This window comes from Nitrobacter winogradskyi Nb-255, assembly GCF_000012725.1.
Taxonomy (GTDB): Bacteria; Pseudomonadota; Alphaproteobacteria; order Rhizobiales; family Xanthobacteraceae; genus Nitrobacter; species Nitrobacter winogradskyi.
In genome coordinates this window covers 922,193-940,719 of record NC_007406.1, presented here as the reverse complement: position 1 = coordinate 940,719, position 18,527 = coordinate 922,193, and the positions used below count along the sequence as shown (strand labels likewise).

Sequence of the window (18,527 nt, the reverse complement as noted above, 5' to 3'; positions counted from 1 at the left end):
GCCCTTTTCGTATGACGTTGAGGACGACTGATGTTCAAGGTCCTCGACGCCTATAGCCTGAAGGCAAGGCTTTTCCCCGCCTTGATCGCGGTCATTCCCAGTCTCGCCGCACTCGCCATCTTGATTTCATGGAGCAAATTTGGCCTGACAAGCGTGATCGCGACGACCGCCATTCCGGTTCTTGTTTTTGCTGCTGCCGACATCGCTCGACGCCTCGGCAAACACATCGAGGAGCGCATCTATGCTGAGCTGGGAGGTAAACCCTCCTTGGTAATGCTCCGAAGCTCCGACACGACCTTCGATGCCGCGACAAAAGCGCAGTACCGTGCATTTCTCTCGCTGAAGATCGCTCAGCCGGTCCCATCGGAACAAGATGAGAGAGACGATCCGAAAGCGGTGGATGCGTTTTACGAACGCGCCGGAGGGTGGTTGCGCGAGAATACGCGCGATACCACCAAGTTTCCGGTGCTATTCAACGAGAACATCATTTACGGATTCCGTCGCAATCTACTCGGACTAAAGTGGCCCGCGCTCACCTTGAACGCTGCTATCGTTTTGTTGTGCCTTACGCTGCTTTATCGAAAAGGAATCGTCGACACCGAAGATGATGTGACAGTACGGTTACTTATCGTGCTCGTCTTCGCCGTCATCCACGCGATCTACATGACCTTCGCAGTCGGTAAAAAGAGTGTGGTTGATGCCTCACGGACCTACGCTCGACAACTGCTTTTGTCGTGCGAGACGTTCATCGGCAAGGAGAAGCCAGCCAAACCGCCCATACGACGCCGGGCAGGTAATTAAGATCAGCGAGGAATAGGCAGCGCCTTGCGCACGGTGGTAGCGATGAGTGATCCCTTCTCCAAAGGTCGCGTCAGATTGGCCTGCGACCTCTTCAGCTACGGCCAGTGGGGGGGCAATCGACCGGACAGAGCTCACCACCTGCCGATTGTGATCTGACATCACATCAGGCCCTGGAGCCGCCGTCAGGATGATTGCCTTGCGCCTCACGCCAGATGCCGGCGATCGCCATGAATGGCTCGCCGTTCAGCATGACGCGATACTTGGCCTTCGGGGGTTTAGTTCGACTAGCCAGTGGAGAGAGGCAGTCGAACGACCGTTTCTCGGATCGCATTCGCTTTGCGATTCGGCTATGCTGGGTGATCTACGGGGGCCAGGGTATGCACATAGACCACGATGATCTTGTGCTAAAGAGCGAAGGGGATGTGGAAGCAAAGCTTCTCTTCCCCCTTTTAATGAGCGAGCTTTATCTCGGCATTCCCAGCCAAAACGTTTTCTCCAAAGAATATCTGGCGCCCAGCGATCTCGACAAAGGGGCGAAGGTGGCGGGCGGCTATTACCCGGATGCAAGCGTGTGGGTTCACGGCTTTCCAATTGTGATGGTTGAGGCAAAAGCGCCCGGCGTGCCAGTCGAGCAAGCTTACCGCGAAGCAGCCCTCTATGCCCGCCACCTCAATTCCCAGAGGCCTGCTGGATTTAACCCAGCTAACTTCATCATCGCATCGAGCGGCGACTGTCCGCCGTCAGGGCTCTTGAGACAGTTTAGGGGTTTTCGGGAAGGGAGGATTTCTGGATCATCGCAGCCAATTTGGAGCGCAGATGAGACAGAAATCCGGGCCGGAGAAAGCACCGGCAGAGCAGGTCGTGAAGGACATCCGCCGGGCAACGCGCCGGCAGTTCTCGGCTGAAGAGAAGATCCGCATCGTGCTGGAAGGCGTGCGCGGCGAGGAGAGCATCGCCGAGCTGTGTCGGCGCGAGGGGATCGCCTCGTCGATGTATTACGGCTGGTCGAAGGAGTTCCTCGACGCCGGCAAGCGCCGTCTCGCTGGTGACACGGCCCGCGCCGCGACGTCGGACGAGGTGAAAGAGCTGCGCCGTGAGGCGCAGGCCCTGAAGGAGGCCGTGGCCGATCTCACCCTGGAAAACCGCCTGCTGAAAAAAAGCATGCTCGCGGATGGGGAGGACGACACATGAGGTATCCTGCATCCGAAAAGGCCGAGATCATTCGCCTGGTCGAGGCCTCGCATCTGCCGGCACGGCGAACCCTGGACAAGCTCGGCATCCCGCGCGCCACGTTCTATCGCTGGTACGATCGCTATCTCACCGGTGGGATCGAGGCTCTGGCCGATCATCGCTCGCGGCCGGATCGTGTCTGGAACCGGATTCCTGACCCAATCCGGGCCGAGATCGTCGAGCTGGCGCTGCGCGAAACGGAGCTGAGCCCGCGCGAGCTGGCGGTGCGCTTCACCGACGAGAAGCGCTACTTTGTCTCGGAGGCGTCGGTATATCGGCTGCTGAAGGCTCATGATCTCATCACCAGCCCAGCCTATATCGTCATCAAGGCGGCGTCTGAGTTCAAGGACAAGACGACAGCGCCCAACCAGCTCTGGCAAACCGACTTCACCTACCTGAAGATCACGGGTTGGGGCTGGTATTATCTCTCGACCGTGCTCGACGACTTCTCCCGCTTCATCGTCGCCTGGAAGCTCTGCGCCACGATGCGGGCGGATGACGTCACCGCCACGCTCGATCTGGCTCTGGCGGCATCGGGGCTCGACCAGATCACGGTCGCGCATCGGCCGAGGCTGTTGAGCGACAACGGCGCCTCATACATCTCGGCCGAACTCGCTACCTGGCTCGACGGCAAGGGCATGAAACACGTTCGCGGCGCGCCGTATCATCCCCAGACGCAGGGCAAGATCGAGCGCTGGCATCAGACCCTGAAGAACCGCATCCTGCTGGAAAACTACTATCTGCCCGGCGACCTTGAACGGCAGGTCGCGGCCTTCGTCGAGCACTACAATCACGGCCGCTATCACGAGAGCATCGATAATCTCACGCCCGCTGACGTCTACTTCGGCCGCGGGCAGACCATCCTCACCGAACGCGAAAGGATCAAACGCCAGACCATCCACCAAAGACGCTTGCAGCATCACCTGCAGGCCGCCTAACCTCAAACCCAGATGAGCCAGAACCTCCGTTCCCGTGACCCCGGAACAGTCTCAATTCATCTGACGACGGACAGTCTACTTCGGCAGGGCTGAGACAATCCTCGCCGAACGACACCGCATCAAGCGCGACACCATCGCAAACCGTCGCTTGCAGCATCAGCTGCAGGCCGCTTAAACTCTAACCACAGATGAACCAGAGCCTCTCTTCTAGAAATGTCTGATCAGTCTCAAATTATCTGACGACGGACACCAAGCGTTGAGCACTGCCGGCGTCACGTTGCGACGACTTCCTTGGTGGGGGATCTGAACGAGGTTCGGGGCGCTCAACATCCCGAGCAGATGCGCGTAATTTGCGGCTTCCGTGAGCGCGGCTGGTCCAGCGTCAGCGGTAAGCAGGACTTTGTGGCTTTCATAAACAGCGAGCTGGACAACACTTGTCTCATTCGACGCAGACGTTGCCGGAGGGTTCGCGTCCAACGTTTCGATCTGTAAAGTCTCCTTTATTCGGTCAAGCAGGCTACGGGCTGTCTCAAAGATAGAACGCGGTGTTGCGTCGCTTTTGTATGGGGGCGGCGTTTTGTCTAGGTTCGGAATTAGCGAGATGTACCGGCTACGCGACGGGGCGAGGACATAGCAGGGGCCAATCTGGGCGCCTTGGAAGACCTCCTGTGGCTCCATGCCGCGAGCACGAGCGAGGTCTTCAAGTTCGACCAGGTAATCATGCGTGCCGCGAACGTGTTTAATCCAACCCTCGACCGTCCAGTTTCCGTGAAACTGGTCGATGACTTCATTGGCGTAGAGCCACGGTCGATTCATCCAGAGCGTGCCAACGCGGAAGTTCTTGAAAACCTCAATTAGCCCGGCCGCATGATCGTTATCGGCGTGGGAAACGACCATGTTGTTAATGTTGATATCGCGACCGTAGTGCTCGTGAATATGTTCGACGACCTTCTCGCCGATGGAGGCATAGCCACCATCAACAATGTTTAAGTACCAAGAGTTCTCGGTACCGTATTGAATAAGTATCGCATCGCCGTCGCTGTCCCCGACGGGCAAGAATTCTACTGAAAAGGCCACGGCTGCTCCCAAAAGCGCCCTAAAATATGGAACAATGTGAGGACGCGGAACCGCTACCGCAACGGAGAAATTTACCTCCGCCGCGCATTTGCATCGATTCGAGAGTGTGCGGCGCAGCATCGGCTGCGTGTTCATCCCGCGATTTCATGGAGCGCGCCGAGGCTGAGGCCGCCGCCGGGGAGTCGCACGTCGACGTCGGGGATTCCAAACGGAAGCAACGATCTGGCGCGGCGGCGTCTGCCCTCGATCTTGTCGATCTGCCCGCGCAAAGACTCTATGGCGGGCTTGGGCCGCAAGCTCGTTCTTGACCTCCGGGGACGGGTTCAGTCTCATGTTCTCTATCTGTTCTTTTTTTGGGGTGTCGGAGTCAAGACGGCTTCTGGGGAATGGCGCTGAACCTTGCGAACGCGGCTGGCACTGCGGTTCCACCTCGTGCCATGCTACGGAGGACTCTACCGAAAATGCCCCTCTCGCCTCCGGGCGCTTTGTCGGTCGGGCATGAGACGCTGGAACATCGGCACGACAACGGTGACAGGAGCGCGGATCGCGCCGGAAACGACAGGTTGTAGGAATGTGTACTTTAACCCATCCCTTGAACTTACTTTGAGTTCGTCCCTTGGCCCGCATTCGCATCATCGATATTCGCAACTTTCGTTGCCTCAAATCTTTCATCTGGCGACCGTCGGGCGGCATCAACTGCCTGATCGGCCCTGGCGATGCGGGCAAGTCTTCAGTTCTTGATGCGATCGACTATTGCCTTGGCGCGAGACGCAACCTTTCGTTCTCGGACGCGGATTTCCACGGACTGGACGTTTCAGCGCCGATATCCATCTCGGTTACGCTCGGCGAACTGGATGACGGCCTCAAGAGCATGGAGGTGTACGGCAACTATCTTCGTTCATTCGATGCGGCAACGGGCGAAATCGACGATGAGCCCGAAAGCGGCAAGGAGACGGTGCTAACTCTGAACCTTTCCGTAAAAAGCGATCTCGAGCCAGTATGGACGCTCGTTTCCGACCGGGCCGAGGCGCAAGGGCAGACTCGCTATCTTACCTGGAGCGATCGCAACCGACTTTGCCCGACGCGGATCGGCGCCTTCGCCGAGAACGATCTGGCCTGGCGACGTAGCTCGGTTTTGACGAAGCTTTCCGACGAGAAGGCAGAAACCTCCGGTGCGATGGCAGTGGCAGCTCGACAAGCACGCGCCGCTTTCGGCGACATCGCGGAACAACAACTCTCCGCAAGGCGTCCGTCACCCGGTCATGAAACAGGTCGGACATCGAGTTAACGAAGATTTTTCGTGGCTTCTTCCAGCGTAGAGGAATGTCTAACGCGGCCCTGTCCTCGCGGACCACGCCATTCCATACGGTTCGCTTTCCGCTACGGCGCGTGAGCCCTTTGTATTTGGGAACATTCATTGCCTGAAGGCGTCTCGCCATTTCCATGGCGTAGCAATTCGTGCAGCCAGCGCTGACGATGGAGCAGCCAGCAACTGGATTCCAGGTGGCGTCGGTCCATTCAATTTGCGTCTCGGCCATGACCGTTCCCACATCGCGCTGTCGATGACGTCGTTTGTCGCTCACAATCAATACTCGCTTAACCGTTAAGATCGGGTTGGAAGGTGCTGCATGCCGCCATCGTGTGCCGCGCCCCTCTAATCCACGGCCATACCGAGCCGATCCGATTCCGGCATGGAATCGGCTTCCGTCGCCTCCGACATCCCAAGGTCCGGTATTGGATACTCGACTAATGTTCGTAGTTTGTTCTCACGGATCAAGCAACGGATTTAAGTCCGCCTTCGATCGTCGGAGCGGCTTTAGAGCCACGCCACTCCTCAGTGTTGTGTCGTGCGTTTCGCTTTGTTGAACCCCTTATCCGTCGCCATAAAGCGCTGAAGCATCGGCGCGACCAGCTTGGCTGGATCGGCTGGCGTGGCCTCGCCCGAGGTCCGGGCCAAAATCTCGGCATAGGTGACGAGATCGCGGTGGATGGCCGCCGGCAGCTTAACCGTGATCTTGACTGGCTTGTCATCGGGGAGCGCCGAGAGCCTGAGCTTGGTCATGACGGCTCCTTCGCCGCCCCATAGGGCTGCAATATCAGGTCGCGATTGACGATCACGCGGACGGGGAAGCCCGGCCGGATGGTGAGCGTCGGCTGAATGTTGAGCTGGCGGCGGATGAGCTGGCGGCCAACATCTGAGTCGGTGTCCTGACTACTTTGACGGATCGCACGCGCGATCTCGTTCTCATTGTTGCTGGCGCCGATCTCGGTGCCGACGCCGAGCAAGGTCGAGAGGATTGCCGCCTTGAAGAGTTGGCCCCAATGATAGTCGACGTCGTCCTCGAGCCCGGAATAGCCCTGTGCATCGGCGCCCTGCTGCCGCTCCAGCACGATCGACGTGCCGTTCGGCATGATGATGCGATTCCAGACGAGCAAGACGCGCGACTGCCCGAATGCGACCTGGCTGTCGTACTGACCGATCAGCCGTGCGCCCTGCGGAATGAGAAGCTGCTTGCCGGTCGGGGTGTCGTAAACCTGCTCCGTCACCTGCGCGGTGATCGTTCCGGGCAGATCGGATTTGATGCCGGTAATCAGCGCGGCGGGAATGACAGTGCCGGCCTGCACGACATAGGGCGACGCCTTCTCCTGCACGCGGTCAGGCGTGACGGTGCGGCGATCGACGGCAGCATTGACGAAGGAGAGCTTGCGATCCTGCATGTTCTGCGCTGCGCCCGGATCGAGCGGCGGCGTTTCGGTCGGCAGCGTGAGGCCTGTGGTTGGATCGATCCGACCAACCGCCGCCGCAGATGCGACCGTCGCCTGCACACCGCGACTGTCGGTGAACACCTTGGCAACGCGCGCGGCTTCGATCTCGGCAAGACGGCGCTGCTCCGCCGGATCGGCGCGCGGTGTGCGGATATCTGGCGCGACGACGGGCTTGCCTTCATCCTGCGCGTGCAGGATCGGGCGGCCCAGGTCGCCCGGCAGCGCCGGGCCGAGCTTTGGGATGCCGGTGTAGTCCTTCGGCAGGCCAGCAAGTCCATCCGCCGGTGTGCGGTTCTCCGTGTTGTAGAGTTCATTGGGAGATTGACTGGCGCGCCGGTTGGCATCAAGCGCCCAGAACAGCGCGGCCATGATGGCGGCGGCGCTGACTCCGCCAAGCATGATGAGCACTTTGCGCGACAGGCGCGTGACGCGGGGCTGCTCGGGCCGCAAGCGCAGTTCGGCGCGGATATCGCCGGGAGACGGATTAGGTGCGTCGGTCATCAGAACAACCTCGGGCCACGCCCTGGCCGGCCGTCAGTGCGCACGATCCGCACGCGCTTCTCGCTGTCCTTGTCACCCAGGCGCAGTTCGGCGGCGGCAAACAGCCAGTCGACGACATAATAGTTCTGGCGGGCGCGGTAGTTGACCAGTTCGGAATTGCCGGAGGGTCCGAAGGCCGGCGGCGGATAGACCGGCCATCCGGCAAGCGAAACCAAGGCGCGCCGAGTTGCGGCTGAAAGCCAAGACGCCATGCGATCCACTGCGTCGCGATCCAGACCGCGAGCAGCACGATCGTAAACACGACAACGATCTGTCCCCACATGACGCGGCTGGCGGACACAGCGAGCAAACCTCCCTGCGTATTGCGATGCTCCGAAGAAGAGCAAGGAATGCTGAGATTTCAACTGCGCCTGTGTCAGGTATCGTAGAACAGCGTAGGTGATCGAAAAAATACTTGCGGCGTGCGGAGAGAAAATCGCCAACATCCGACGTAGCGATCAGCGATTAGCATCCAGCCCCATCTGCCAGAAGTCGGCTTCCAGGCGGGACGCCTTGCCGAATAACGTCGCGAGTTCGTCGAAGCGCCGCTCTGTCATGGCCCGTGCTGCAAGATCGTCGAGATGATGTCGCGCGTTGGCCGCAACAGCCTGATAGGCATCGCCCGCATATTCGGCGATCCATTCGCGATAGGGATGGTCGCCGAGCGCGTCGATTCCATTCGGCGCCAGGTTGCGCCCGATCTCGGCATAACCGATGACGCAAGGGGCGAGCGCGACATGCAGGTCGAGCAGGTCGCCTGCCGCGCCGCAATCCAGCACGAAGCGGGTATAGGCGATCGTCGCCTGATGCTCGGGCGCGGCTTCGATGTCCTCCGGCGACAACCCCCAGCGGTCGCAAAGCCGCACATGAAGATCCATTTCGTCGAAGATGGCGGCCAGCCCGGCTTGTGCCGCCTTCATGTCGGCGAGCGTGCGGCTCTTGTAGGTCGCGAGCGCATAGACACGCGCGAACTGGATCAGGAACAGGTAGTCCTGCACGAGGTAGGTGCGGAACGCCGTCTGCGGCAGCGTACCCGCGCCCATCTGACGGACGAAGTCGTGGTCGATGTAGCTCCGCCAGTCGGCTGGTGTGGCTGCCTTCAGCCGGTCGAAGACGTCCATCGCTCAGCTCTCACTTTCATAAGCCGTGTCGAAGAAGGCCCGCTCCACCGCGACCGCTTGCAGGAAGAAGTCCTGGGGCAGCGGCCAGCCCACATGCCGGCAGCGCATCGACGTGTGAAACCGGGTCAACCCTCCCAAGGGTTGACCACGACAACGCCAGTGCCCTCGAAATCCCGCAAGTTGCGCGTCGCCACGGTCAAGCCGTGGACAAGCGCTGTCGCGGCAATCAGCGCATCGACCTCGTTGCGCCGATCGGGAATATGCAGATGCGCGCAGCGCGTCGCAATCTGGTCGTCGACAGGCAGGATGCGCCCGGCAAATTCCGGTCGGACATGATTGTCCAGCCAAGCGCGCAGGCGCGCGCCCTGCGCGGCGTCGCGACGCTGGATGGCGAGCACGCCGCGTTCCAGTTCAAGGATGGTGATGGCCGAGATGAAGAAGCTCTCGGCTTCCTCCGCGTCGACCCATGCGGCGACCCTGGCATCGGCCTTTCCGTCGCCGATCTTGCGCAGCTCGGAGACGACGTTGGTGTCGAGCAGATAACTCAAGACAGATCGACCCCGCGCGGCGCGATTTCGACACGCGGCGGATCAAAATCGATGTCCGAAAGGCCCGGCATGGCAAGCGCTTGCGTCAAGCTGCGGCGCTTGCCGCTGAGACGGCGGAACTCGTCATAGGTCATCAGCACATGGGAGGGCTTGCCCCGGTCGGTGATGACGACCGGGCCATTTTGCGCGGCCTTCTTGGCGCTGCTGACGTCATGGTTCAGCTCGCGGCTGGAAAGAGTGGTGATTGTCACGTCGCACCTCCATGTAGGCAAGTACCTACATATGCCGGACCGGCCTGGAATTCAAGATCAGGCTCTTGTGCGCGGCGACCAGGCCATCCGCCGCGAGCCGGCCACCTCACCCCTCATAGCCCCAGCCCCCGCTTGCGGCCGAACGACCAGTCCACGCCGCCATCGGTACGCCCGACGCCGGAGATATGCTGACCGATGTGTGTCTCGATCGACGGCGTCCACGGCACGAGCTTGAAGCCAAGGCCATCGTCAATCATCGCGAAGCGGCCGGACGCGAGCGCGAAGCGCCGGCTGTAGGCGCCGGCGACAAATTCACCGTCAGCGTATTTCTGGAACGGGGCGCCGGTCTCGGTCGCGAGCCTGTTACCAAGAACATCCAGCTCGCGTTGCCGGATCGTGCCGATCAGGTTCCGGTTGAACAGGATGCGCTCGCCATCGCGCCGCGCCATCCCTTCCCGAACCAAGTGCTCGGCGCGCGCTTCCATCGCCTGCTTCACCTCCAGGCCGAAGCCGCCGGCGAGATCGGCCGGATCGCGGGCGACAAGCTGGCGATCGAGCCAGGTCGCACCGCTCGCCGTGGTCTGGGCTTCGATTGACAGATCGGAGCGCGCCGCCAACGCCACGCGCCGATTGCCCTTCGCATCCTCGAACGATCGCAATTCCACGATGGAGCCCGGCGCGCTGTCGCCGGACGACTCGATGTCCGGCAGCTTGATATGGTGGGTGCGGCCGTCGATGCCGTCCACCACGGCATAGGCCGTGCCGATCAATTCGTTGTCGAGACCGCGTTCAACCAGGCGGCCGATGACCGGGGAGCCATGCGCCTCGCCGGCCAGGACATAGTCGGCCGCGCCGCGCGCGATGCCCTACTCGTCGAGGGCGCGGTGCATCCGCTTGATGATGTCGTTGCGCTGGCCGAGTTCGCGCAAGGTCGACTCCGCACCTTCCGCCATGACCCATTGGCCGGGGCCGATGGCCTCGGCAAGGCCGAGGTGTTCGAGGTGGCGCAATCGCCCGACCTTCTGCGTCAGGTATGCGTCGGGCTGGCGATCCGGTGACGGCGCCACGTCGATCACGCCCTCCTCGTTGGCGTCACGGACAAGCTGGCGGTCGAGCTGGGTCCAGCGTTCGGCTTCGATCTGACGGCTCAGTGCGCGGCTGATGTCGAGATCGGTGCGCGGGCTAAGTTCCTGCGTAATGAGGTCCTGCGCACGGTCACGCATGCCGCTCTTGATATAGTCGCGGTCGATCACAAGGTCGCGGCCATCATCGGCGCGACCACGCACGATGACGTGGACATGGGGGTTGTCGGTATTCCAGTGATCGACGGCGACCCATTCGAGTTTCGTGCCGAGGTCCTTTTCCGCCTGCGTCATCAGTTCGCGGGTGAACCGCTTCAGATCCTCCATGTCGCTCGCGTCCTCGGGGGACACGATGAACCTGAAGTGATGCCGGTCGTCCTTGCAGCGCTCCGTGAAATCCTTCACGTCAGCGTCGTCGGTCTGCGGACCGAACATCTTGGCGACGGGGTGTTTCGGCTGCACATCGGCAGCGCTCGAACCGTCGCGGCGCATCTCTCCATCGGATTCACGGGGCATCATCACAGGCATTCCGGCGTGGTCCAAAGACGCCATCCGGCGTCCGGCCACAGGCAAGATAACGTGCGTCCCGTCGTCCTTGGTCTGCACCAGTCCTCATCCGCTCGCGTGGAGCTCCGTTGTTCAAAAGGCCGTCGTCACCATGACGTGCGGCTGCAATCCATCGTGTTGGGTACTGCTCATCGATGCGCTCCGAGTAGCTTGCGATCCTTCAGCGCCGTACGCGCGGCCATGTCCTGGGCGCTGACAGCGGGATCGCCGATATAGAACGTCCCGTCGGTCCACATCGCATGCATGATCACCGCCAGCTTGCGCGCCACCGCGACGCAGGCCTTGCGGTGACAGGACCGCTTGGCGATCTGCTGGCCCCAGGTCTTGACCTTGTCCTTGCGCTTGAACCGCGTCATCAGCGCCGACGCTGCCTCATACAGCGCGCGGCGTACGTCCGGATCGCCGGCCTTGCTGATGCGGCCCTGGACGTCGATCGAGGTGCCGGACTGCCAGCGCCGGGATGTCAGACCAAAATACGCAGCAACGTCGCGCGAACGGCGGAACCGCGACGGATCGTCGATCGCCGTCATGAAGGACAGTGCCGTCACCGGACCGACGCCGGGAATCTGCATGAAGCGCCGACACAATTCATTGCCGGCGACGAATCGCACCACCAGATCGTGCAGCCGGCAATACTGTTTCCACAGCATCGCCCGCGCCGTCAGCATCGCATCCATCAGCTCCGCGGTGAGCGGATCCTGCGCCACCGCCTCGCGCACGGCCTGGTCGAACGTGCCGCGCGAGGCGCCGCCGAGCTTGATGCCGAACGCCTTCAGCGAATGCCGGATGGTGTTCTCGATGTCGAGGAATTTGGCCTTCAGGTTGCGCCGCTGTGTCAGCAACAGACGCAAGCGGTAGCAGCTCTCGCTCTTGATATGCGCCTGCCGGAACCAGCCGGTGCGCATGATATGCGCAATCCCCAGCGCATCCGTCCGGTCGGTCTTGTTGCGCTGCGCCGACAGCGCCGCCCGCACATGCTGGGTTTCCAGGCACACCGCCGGCAGGCCGAGTTTCAGCATCTCCGGGTGCAGCCAGGGCGACAGTGAGCCGGCCTCATGACCGACGCGGCGCAACCGCTCGAGATAAGGTTTGAGCACATCGCGGATCGCCACCGGATCGCTCACACAGGTGGTTTCCAGAAGGATTTTACCCTGATCGTCGACCACGCAGATCGCGGTCTCGTCCATCGCCACGTCCAGTCCACAAAACAACAATGCCATCAAACGTCTCCCGCGTGATTCAACGGGAGATGTTCTAGAGCGGGATGGGTTTATTTTGAATCGATTGAGATTCCCAAATCAGAATTCATCTGATTCAACATGCTGACTGGGAAGGAGGCCAGCATGGATGGGACGAGCCTATTCGAACGACCTTCGTGAGCGGGTAGTGCGTGCTGTCGTTAAAGGCGGCCTGTCGCGGCATCAGGCTGCGGCCCAGTTTGGGGTGGGCATCAGCACGGCGATCAACTGGGTACAACGCTTCCACGAGACCGGCAGCGTCGCGCCAAGCCAGATCGGCGGCTATAGGCCAAAGAAGATTGCGGGGCCGCACCGCGAATGGCTGCTGCAACGGTGCCGAAAGGACTTTACCGTGCGCGGGCTGGTGGCCGAACTTGCCGAGCGTGGCCTTAAGGTCGATTACCGCACGATGTGGGAGTTCGTTCACGCTGTGAAGCTCAGTTACAAAAAAAGACGCTGATTGCTGCAGAGCAGGATCGTCCCGATGTCGCCCGTCGGCGAGCGCAATGGACCAAGTATCGAGATCGGATTGATCCCACTCGGCTGGTGTTCATCGATGAGACCTGGACCAAAACCAATATGGCGCCGCTGCGGGGCTGGGCGCCGCGCGGTCAACGCATCAGAGCCAAGGTGCCGCATGGCCGCTGGCAGACCATGACCTTTATGGCCGCTCTGCGCCACGATCGCATCACCGCGCCGTGGTTCATCGAGGGGCCGATCAACGGCGAAGCCTTCCTTCTCTACATCGAGAAGGTTCTGGTCCCGACCCTGCGGCACGGCGACATCGTCATTATGGACAACCTCGGCTCGCACAAGGCCAGCGCCGTGCGTCGCGTCATCCGTGCCGCCGGTGCCCGGCTCTTCTACCTGCCGAAATACTCGCCTGATCTGAACCCGATCGAGCAGTTCTTTGCCAAGTTCAAACACTGGCTACGCAAAGCCGCGCAGCGGACCACCGAGGCCGTCTACAATGCTATCGCTCCGATCCTCGAAACCGTTGCACCGGCTGAATGCGCCAACTACTTCGTCAATGCAGGATACAACCAAATCTAAACTCATCATGCTCTAGCAGCCGCCGCCACGCCAACCGGCCGCACGCCAGCTGCCATTCCGTTGTCCAACCGATTACGGGAGGCATTCGCTCGGTCGTTGCCTGTGCTGCCCCGCAGCGTTCCACACTCTCTACGATTGCGCACTTCGCGAAGCGAGGAAACACGATGTTCATCGCTGTCCTCCGTCGTCTTCAGGCCTGCGCACGAAGAGTCCGGCGGACGGCGGCACGAGCGCTGATAGACCGGTAATCGGCAATCCGTTCGAAGGTCGGCCGGAAGGAGACTCGCCGGCATCGCGATCGTCCTCGCCTGCGGCGATGGAACGCGCAACGAACAGCGGAGCGCGTGACCATGACGGGTGCAATGGACGGCCAATGGACCGCACAACGGAGGCCGTAACGTCGATCGTCGGCGTGATCTTCGCGACATAGTCGATGGTTTCGGCGGGGAGCGCCTGGCCGGTGGCAAGATGCTTGTCATAGCGGCCAGGGCCGGCATTGTAAGCAGCAAGCATCGCTTCTACCGTGCCGTAGCGGTCATGCATCTCGCGCAGGTACGCCGCGCCGGCCAGGATGTTGGCGCGCGGTTGCCAAGGGTCATTTCCGAGTGCGTGACGCGCGCGCAACTCGTCCCATGTCTTCGGCATGATCTGCATCAAGCCGATCGCGCCCTTGGGCGATCGCGCGGTCCGATCGCCGTGGCTCTCGACGGCCATGACCGCGCGTATCCAGCGCTCGGGAATGGCGAAGCGCTTCGCCGCCTCGGCGATGTGCGGCGCCCACGGACCGGACGGCGCAACCGTCGAGCCGCGATTTGTGGGTGTCGGATCGGCCGACGCGGTAGGCGCGGCTACAACGATCACGCCGCACGCGATCAACGTCGCGATGATCGATGACAGGGCCGTGCATGGCCCGCCATTCCGAGACGCCATCAGCCTGCCACCGTGCTCGCTTCGGTCAAGGGCAAGGCTGCGCCGGCCCTGCGGCCGCCCTTGACCTGCGCTGCGCGCGACGGCCGCCTGACGGGCGATCGGGTCGGAGGGATGATCCGCGATCCGATCGATCAGAGGGATGACGGCAGACAAGGATCGGAACGACGGGCGCTCGACGTCGAGCGCGAGCGTGCGGAGGCGACCGCTGAAGCCGGTCTTGGTCTTCGTGAACGTGCCGATCTGCGTCATGGCGATATCCTCATCTGGTTGGAGAAGCGAGCCGTCACGGCTCGTCGGAGACCGGCGCGCGGAGGGATTCCGCGGCCGGATCGGTGCCGTCGGTGGTCCAGATGGGAATGGCGCGACCGACGATGGTGCTGATCGGAAGCGGCCCGAAATAGCGGCTGTCGAAGCTGTCGGGACTGTCCCAATTCATGAAGAAGGCTTCGCCGTCATGGAGCGTGCGGCAGCCTTGCCAGTCGGGCAGCGGTCGGCCGCGCGTATCGCGCGCGAGCGCCTGCCCGTAGATTCCGTCATAGGCGATAATGGCGCTGTCGCGCCGGCAGATTCTCGTACCGCCGAGCGCCAGCACGCGCTTGATGAGCGGCAGGCCGCGCGGCAGGTAGCCGCGCTCGTCGAGGAATGCCGCCAGCTCGGCGGGCGGCATGACGACGGCGAGATCGGTGACGTCGACATGATTGCCGGGCACGATGCGATAGAGACCGATCGGCACGCTGGCGGATGCGTTCCAGATGAAGCGGAGTTCGGGGCGGCTCCAGGCCGGCGCGACGATCAGCGCCGCACCCGTGAGCATTGCGAGCAGCGTCCTGCGGCGCGCGGTCATCGCGACACCTCCCGCCGCAACAGCCAGGCGTGGTGCTGCTCATGGCTGTAGATGCGGAACGGCTCGTTGACGCCGATGCGATGGTTGAGATGCCGCCAGTGTTCCGGTGCAACGTCGGGAGGATCAATGCCGATGGCTTCGATCGCGTCGATCGCGGCCAACACGCGCTGCACCTTCGGCCAGCCGCTGATCCGCAACAGGATGTCGCCGCCAGGACGGACGAAGGGCAACGTCTGATAAGGCTCGCCACCTTCGACAGACCGAACGATGTCGATCCGCGAGATGATGGTGCCGTATTCGTTGGCCGCCCAGCGCACGAGCGAACACGCTGCCGGGCGCGAAGGCGACGATGCGTCGGTGGCGGTCGAGACGATGTTCTTCGGCGATCCGGCCGAAGCGGATACGGTGCTCGATGCGCTTCTCGCGCCACGTCAGTTCGACAAGCGTAAGGTCGCCCGGCTGACCGATGGCGCGCAGCCCTGCCGTTATGGCTGCGCTCCCTCGATGAACGGCAGCACCGATGTGATGCGCCCCCGCGCAAGCTCGGCCATGCCGGCGTCGATCTCGCAGCCGACATAGCGCCGCCCGGCGAGCCGGCAGGCTTCGCCGGCGGCGCCCGATCCGACGAACCAATCGCCGACCAGGCCCCCTTGCGGGCAGCTCGTGCGGATCAGGATTTCGATCAGGCCGGACGGCTTTTCCGTCGGATGGATTGCCGTGCCGTGGCAATTGCGCGCGTAGATCACGGAGCGCATCAGCCGCGGTCCGCCGTCCTCGCTGACGTAGTGGCCGGCGTCGATGCGGCCGGTATGCGGCGGTGGCATCTTGCGCCGCACGGTGCGCGCCGTCGCGTCGGGCGTCGTCTGCACGTCGTTATAAACGGCGCTCCACGGCACGTCCGCGCGATAGAACTGCGCGACCAGCTCATGCACACGCTTGAAGCGATCGGCGTGGAAGCTGGTGCCGTTCTGCTTCTCCCACACGATCTCCTGCGCGTAGCGCAGGTCGGCGTCGGCAAATTGATCGGCCGTCGCCATGAAGCTGCGCAGCGAGCCGAACACCCAGAGCGATCCCGATGGCTTCAACGCGGCGCATGCAAGCTGCAGCCAACCGTCGACACGGCGATCCCAGGCGAGCGACGTGTCGCCATAGGGCGGATCGGCTAGGATCAGGTCGAACGGACCCTGCGCCGGCATCAGGACGCGACAATCGCCCGTAATCACGGAAAAGTCGGTGACCGTCATGACGCGATCTCCGACGCTTGGCGGCCGGACGATACGGCGCGCGCGCGTTCCCAATAGTACGGGACTCGCGTTCCTAATAGAACGGGAGTCGGCGTTCCCAATAGTACGGGTCCGTCCACACCTTTTGCACCGATGCGAGGCATGCTCATTGCACACCTCCCCGCCGCTGGTGCGGCGTGACGGTGCGATCGGAAGCCGTTGGTTGGAAGATCAGGCGCTGGCGTCCATCGGGATCGTCGATGAGCGTCAGGTGGTAGCCGGGCAGCGGCTGGCGCTGGACGATGGCGCGCAGCTCGAAGCGGAAACGGCGCAGCGGCGACAGGCTGCCGGACTTCAGATGCAGATGCGGAAGGTCGAAGCTCCAGCCGTGCGTCTGCCGGCCGCCATGCTTGCGTACAAGGCGATACAGCCAGCGCTCGAGGCGGCCGGTCAGATCGAAATAGGCGCGATCGATGGTGAGGATCAGCGCGTCGTCGATGACCCCGGCATAGAACCAGTCCGGCAGGATCAGTTCGATGCCGAGCGGCCGCCCGGTCGCGTCGAGACGCTCCTTCCACTCGTTGATCCATGAGAAACGATGCCGCCGCCGCTCGGACGGCTGACGGATCGAGGTGACGACGGTGGTGGATTGCAGCCGGTCGAGCGCCGCTTTCAGGCGGTCGTAGCTCAGGCCGGAGTCGCTGCGGCCGACAAAGGTGAGGATCTCATAGGGCGTGGCGGCCATGAGGCGCGACGTGCGCAAGCCGCGATCGCGCGCGTCGACGATCTGGCTCGCGGCCCAGATCAGCACGTCGGCGTCCCAGATCGTTGCCATGCCGTGCTCGGCCGTCGCCTCGACGCGGATCGACACCTCGCCCATGCGGAAGTCGATCGGCGTCACGCGGCGGACCTTGGCGAGCGAGAAGAACGGCCAGGACATGAGGTCCTGCGTGTCGCGTGCGGCGACATCGTCGCCGCGCGCCCGGAACAGTTCGAGCTGCTGGTCGTCGTATGGGCGGCGCGCCGACATGCCGACGATCAGCCCGCCGCGCCGGCCGCCTGGCCGGCAGCGGATTCCGATGTGGACTGACGTGCGCAGACGTCGATCCAGGCTTCAATGTCGGCGATGGTATAGACCACGCGCCCGCCGAGCTTGTGATAGACCGGCCCGGTGCCGTCGCAACGATGCTTCTCAAGCGTGCGTGGCGAAAGACCGAGCAGACGCGCGGCCTCGGGCGTGCGCACGAAACGCGGCCAAGTCTTCTCGGTCTTCTCCGGCATTGCGCGGCTCCGTCGCAACCGCCGTCATGGCGGCGAGTCGGTTGCGACGATGGCGAAGAATCCGCGGTCCGGCGGAGTGACAAAAATCGGGGGTCTCTAAGGAAATGTCCCCCCTCCCATCAGCGGTCGGGATTGTTCTGGGGGCGGTCGGAAACGCTGGAAGGCAGATAATCGGAATGCGAAGCGATCGCGGGACGGGCAATCATGAGTTGCATGCCGGATGCCGAATTTTTGCGGGGTTCACTGCATGCGCGGCTGGAGGAGATGCCGGTAGCCGTGCTCGGTCATCCAGCGCGCGCGGGCCAGGTGACTGTCGTGCATCTGCTTCGCGCGCTGCGGATCGGCCTCGGCATCGAGGCCGAAGACGATCTTGACCACCTCGCGCCAGTCGGCGCCTTCCTCGGCCGCGTCGAGCAGCCGGAGATAGGTGGCGAGATGGGCTTCGTCGTAGGCGTTCACCCGCTCGGTCAGCGGCGGGCTGTCCTTGAAGGCGGACTTATTCGTCATCGTGTTCCCCGAACCGTTCCCCACTTTGACAAATAGGTTATCGGCATGGCCCGCAATAGAATTGCGACAGCTTTCCCGTGGCCAATACGGAATGACGTTATGCCGATGCCGCGGTAGCGGATCGCCCGGCAGGACGAATCTCGGGTAAGAGCCAGCCCCAACTATAACGGAATAGGAACGATCATTCCTAGAACGATCGTTCCGATTCTGGCTCCGATGCGTCATGGACCTTAAGGAGGTCATGGCGATCAACATGCGTCGGCTGCGCTATGACAAGAAACTGACGCAAGAAGAGCTGGCGGAGCGCTCGGGGTTGAGCATGCGCTATGTCGGCTCGATCGAGCGCGGCGCGGTCTCGGCGAGCGTCAGCGTCTTGGGAAAGGTCGCGGTGGCGCTCGATGTCGATCCCTGCGATCTGATCCGGCCGCCGAAGCGTTGACGATCATGGCCTCAAGCTCGCGCGTCAGCGCGACATTTCCGATCGGATAATTGAAAAGTTTGTGGGTGGATCGCGAGCCGGGCGCAGCCCG

Annotated in this window: 19 protein-coding genes and 4 pseudogenes; 6 read left to right on the top strand and 17 right to left on the bottom strand. The window is 62.4% G+C overall.

The window, feature by feature from the left end; translation table 11 throughout:
• Window positions 1-30 precede the first annotated feature (30 nt).
• From NWI_RS04505 to NWI_RS04485, 3 genes are all read left to right on the top strand, one after another.
• Window positions 31-801: a hypothetical protein gene (locus NWI_RS04505; RefSeq protein ID WP_011314175.1), complete on the top strand. Its 771-nt coding sequence runs from the start codon at window positions 31-33 to the stop codon at window positions 799-801.
• 212 nt (window positions 802-1,013) lie between these two features.
• The gene (locus tag NWI_RS17455) at window positions 1,014-1,706 is read left to right on the top strand and encodes a type I restriction endonuclease (RefSeq protein WP_011314174.1); all 693 of its coding nucleotides are present in this window, start codon (window positions 1,014-1,016) and stop codon (window positions 1,704-1,706) included.
• Window positions 1,618-2,969 (top strand): IS3 family transposase gene (locus NWI_RS04485; RefSeq protein WP_148203761.1). Its coding sequence is split into 2 segments (ribosomal slippage): window positions 1,618-1,954 and window positions 1,954-2,969, totalling 1,353 coding nucleotides; the frame shifts between segments, so codons are not numbered across the junction. Before NWI_RS17455 ends, NWI_RS04485 begins: the two co-directional genes overlap by 89 nt.
• Window positions 2,970-3,176: 207 nt before the next feature.
• Here NWI_RS04485 and NWI_RS04480 read toward each other — a convergent pair.
• Window positions 3,177-4,046: an MBL fold metallo-hydrolase gene (locus NWI_RS04480; RefSeq protein ID WP_011314173.1), complete on the bottom strand. Its 870-nt coding sequence runs from the start codon at window positions 4,044-4,046 to the stop codon at window positions 3,177-3,179.
• A gap of 616 nt (window positions 4,047-4,662) precedes the next feature.
• Between NWI_RS04480 and NWI_RS18545 the strand changes: the two genes are divergently transcribed.
• Complete coding sequence (locus tag NWI_RS18545) at window positions 4,663-5,334, top strand: ATP-dependent nuclease (RefSeq protein WP_011314172.1); 672 nt, start codon at window positions 4,663-4,665, stop codon at window positions 5,332-5,334.
• Here the strand turns inward: NWI_RS18545 and NWI_RS16690 are convergent.
• The 9 genes and pseudogenes from NWI_RS16690 to NWI_RS04430 form a co-directional block, all read right to left on the bottom strand.
• Window positions 5,291-5,584, bottom strand: a pseudogene (locus NWI_RS16690) (DUF5131 family protein); the annotation flags it as partial. The gene NWI_RS18545 and the pseudogene NWI_RS16690 overlap by 44 nt on opposite strands.
• Before the next feature lie 296 nt (window positions 5,585-5,880).
• Window positions 5,881-6,108, bottom strand: a complete 228-nt coding sequence (locus NWI_RS04470) for a DUF2274 domain-containing protein (RefSeq protein WP_011314170.1) — start codon at window positions 6,106-6,108, stop codon at window positions 5,881-5,883.
• On the bottom strand, window positions 6,105-7,313 hold the full coding sequence (locus NWI_RS04465) for a TrbI/VirB10 family protein (RefSeq protein ID WP_011314169.1): 1,209 nt from the start codon (window positions 7,311-7,313) through the stop codon (window positions 6,105-6,107). The genes NWI_RS04470 and NWI_RS04465 overlap by 4 nt, the downstream gene beginning before the upstream one ends.
• A pseudogene (locus tag NWI_RS04460) lies at window positions 7,313-7,495 on the bottom strand (TrbG/VirB9 family P-type conjugative transfer protein); the annotation flags it as partial. The pseudogene NWI_RS04460 and the gene NWI_RS04465, both read right to left, overlap by 1 nt.
• Window positions 7,496-7,810: 315 nt before the next feature.
• Window positions 7,811-8,473 carry a thiaminase II gene (gene tenA, locus NWI_RS04455; RefSeq protein WP_011314167.1) on the bottom strand — a complete coding sequence of 221 codons (663 nt, stop codon included), beginning with the start codon at window positions 8,471-8,473 and terminating at the stop codon, window positions 7,811-7,813.
• Between the two features lie 125 nt (window positions 8,474-8,598).
• Entirely contained in the window at window positions 8,599-9,021 is a 423-nt protein-coding gene (locus NWI_RS04450; RefSeq protein ID WP_011314166.1) for a type II toxin-antitoxin system VapC family toxin, read from the bottom strand.
• Entirely contained in the window at window positions 9,018-9,272 is a 255-nt protein-coding gene (locus tag NWI_RS04445; RefSeq protein ID WP_011314165.1) for a type II toxin-antitoxin system Phd/YefM family antitoxin, read from the bottom strand. The genes NWI_RS04450 and NWI_RS04445 overlap by 4 nt, the downstream gene beginning before the upstream one ends.
• Window positions 9,273-9,385: 113 nt before the next feature.
• A pseudogene (locus NWI_RS17450) lies at window positions 9,386-10,798 on the bottom strand (relaxase/mobilization nuclease domain-containing protein); the annotation flags it as partial.
• Between the two features lie 251 nt (window positions 10,799-11,049).
• Complete coding sequence (locus tag NWI_RS04430; protein ID WP_011314162.1) at window positions 11,050-12,141, bottom strand: IS110 family transposase; 1,092 nt, start codon at window positions 12,139-12,141, stop codon at window positions 11,050-11,052.
• A gap of 127 nt (window positions 12,142-12,268) precedes the next feature.
• Here NWI_RS04430 and NWI_RS16685 point away from each other — a divergent pair.
• Window positions 12,269-13,212 (top strand): IS630 family transposase gene (locus NWI_RS16685; protein WP_187147962.1). Its coding sequence is split into 2 segments (ribosomal slippage): window positions 12,269-12,604 and window positions 12,607-13,212, totalling 942 coding nucleotides; the frame shifts between segments, so codons are not numbered across the junction.
• Window positions 13,213-13,380: 168 nt separating this feature from the next.
• On the opposite strand, the gene NWI_RS04415 is transcribed toward NWI_RS16685, so the two are convergent.
• The 7 genes and pseudogenes from NWI_RS04415 to NWI_RS04385 form a co-directional block, all read right to left on the bottom strand.
• A complete protein-coding gene (locus NWI_RS04415) occupies window positions 13,381-14,391 on the bottom strand; it encodes a lytic transglycosylase domain-containing protein (protein ID WP_011314161.1) in 1,011 nt (336 codons plus the stop codon).
• 34 nt (window positions 14,392-14,425) lie between these two features.
• On the bottom strand, window positions 14,426-14,986 hold the full coding sequence (locus tag NWI_RS04410) for a S26 family signal peptidase (RefSeq protein ID WP_011314160.1): 561 nt from the start codon (window positions 14,984-14,986) through the stop codon (window positions 14,426-14,428).
• Window positions 14,983-15,475: pseudogene (locus tag NWI_RS04405) on the bottom strand (DUF2840 domain-containing protein). The gene NWI_RS04410 and the pseudogene NWI_RS04405 overlap by 4 nt, the downstream one beginning before the upstream one ends.
• Complete coding sequence (locus NWI_RS04400) at window positions 15,472-16,230, bottom strand: DNA-methyltransferase (protein WP_011314158.1); 759 nt, start codon at window positions 16,228-16,230, stop codon at window positions 15,472-15,474. Before NWI_RS04400 ends, NWI_RS04405 begins: the two are co-directional and overlap by 4 nt.
• 145 nt (window positions 16,231-16,375) lie before the next feature.
• Window positions 16,376-17,239, bottom strand: a complete 864-nt coding sequence (locus NWI_RS04395; protein WP_011314157.1) for a replication initiator protein A — start codon at window positions 17,237-17,239, stop codon at window positions 16,376-16,378.
• Between the two features lie 8 nt (window positions 17,240-17,247).
• Window positions 17,248-17,490, bottom strand: coding sequence for a helix-turn-helix transcriptional regulator (locus NWI_RS04390; protein ID WP_011314156.1), 243 nt, complete (start codon window positions 17,488-17,490; stop codon window positions 17,248-17,250).
• Window positions 17,491-17,730: 240 nt separating this feature from the next.
• A complete protein-coding gene (locus tag NWI_RS04385) occupies window positions 17,731-17,997 on the bottom strand; it encodes a DNA -binding domain-containing protein (RefSeq protein ID WP_011314155.1) in 267 nt (88 codons plus the stop codon).
• A 223-nt stretch (window positions 17,998-18,220) separates the two neighbouring features.
• On the opposite strand from NWI_RS04385, the gene NWI_RS04380 reads away from it, so the two are divergent.
• Window positions 18,221-18,436, top strand: a complete 216-nt coding sequence (locus NWI_RS04380) for a helix-turn-helix domain-containing protein (RefSeq protein WP_011314154.1) — start codon at window positions 18,221-18,223, stop codon at window positions 18,434-18,436.
• Window positions 18,437-18,527: the final 91 nt, after the last annotated feature.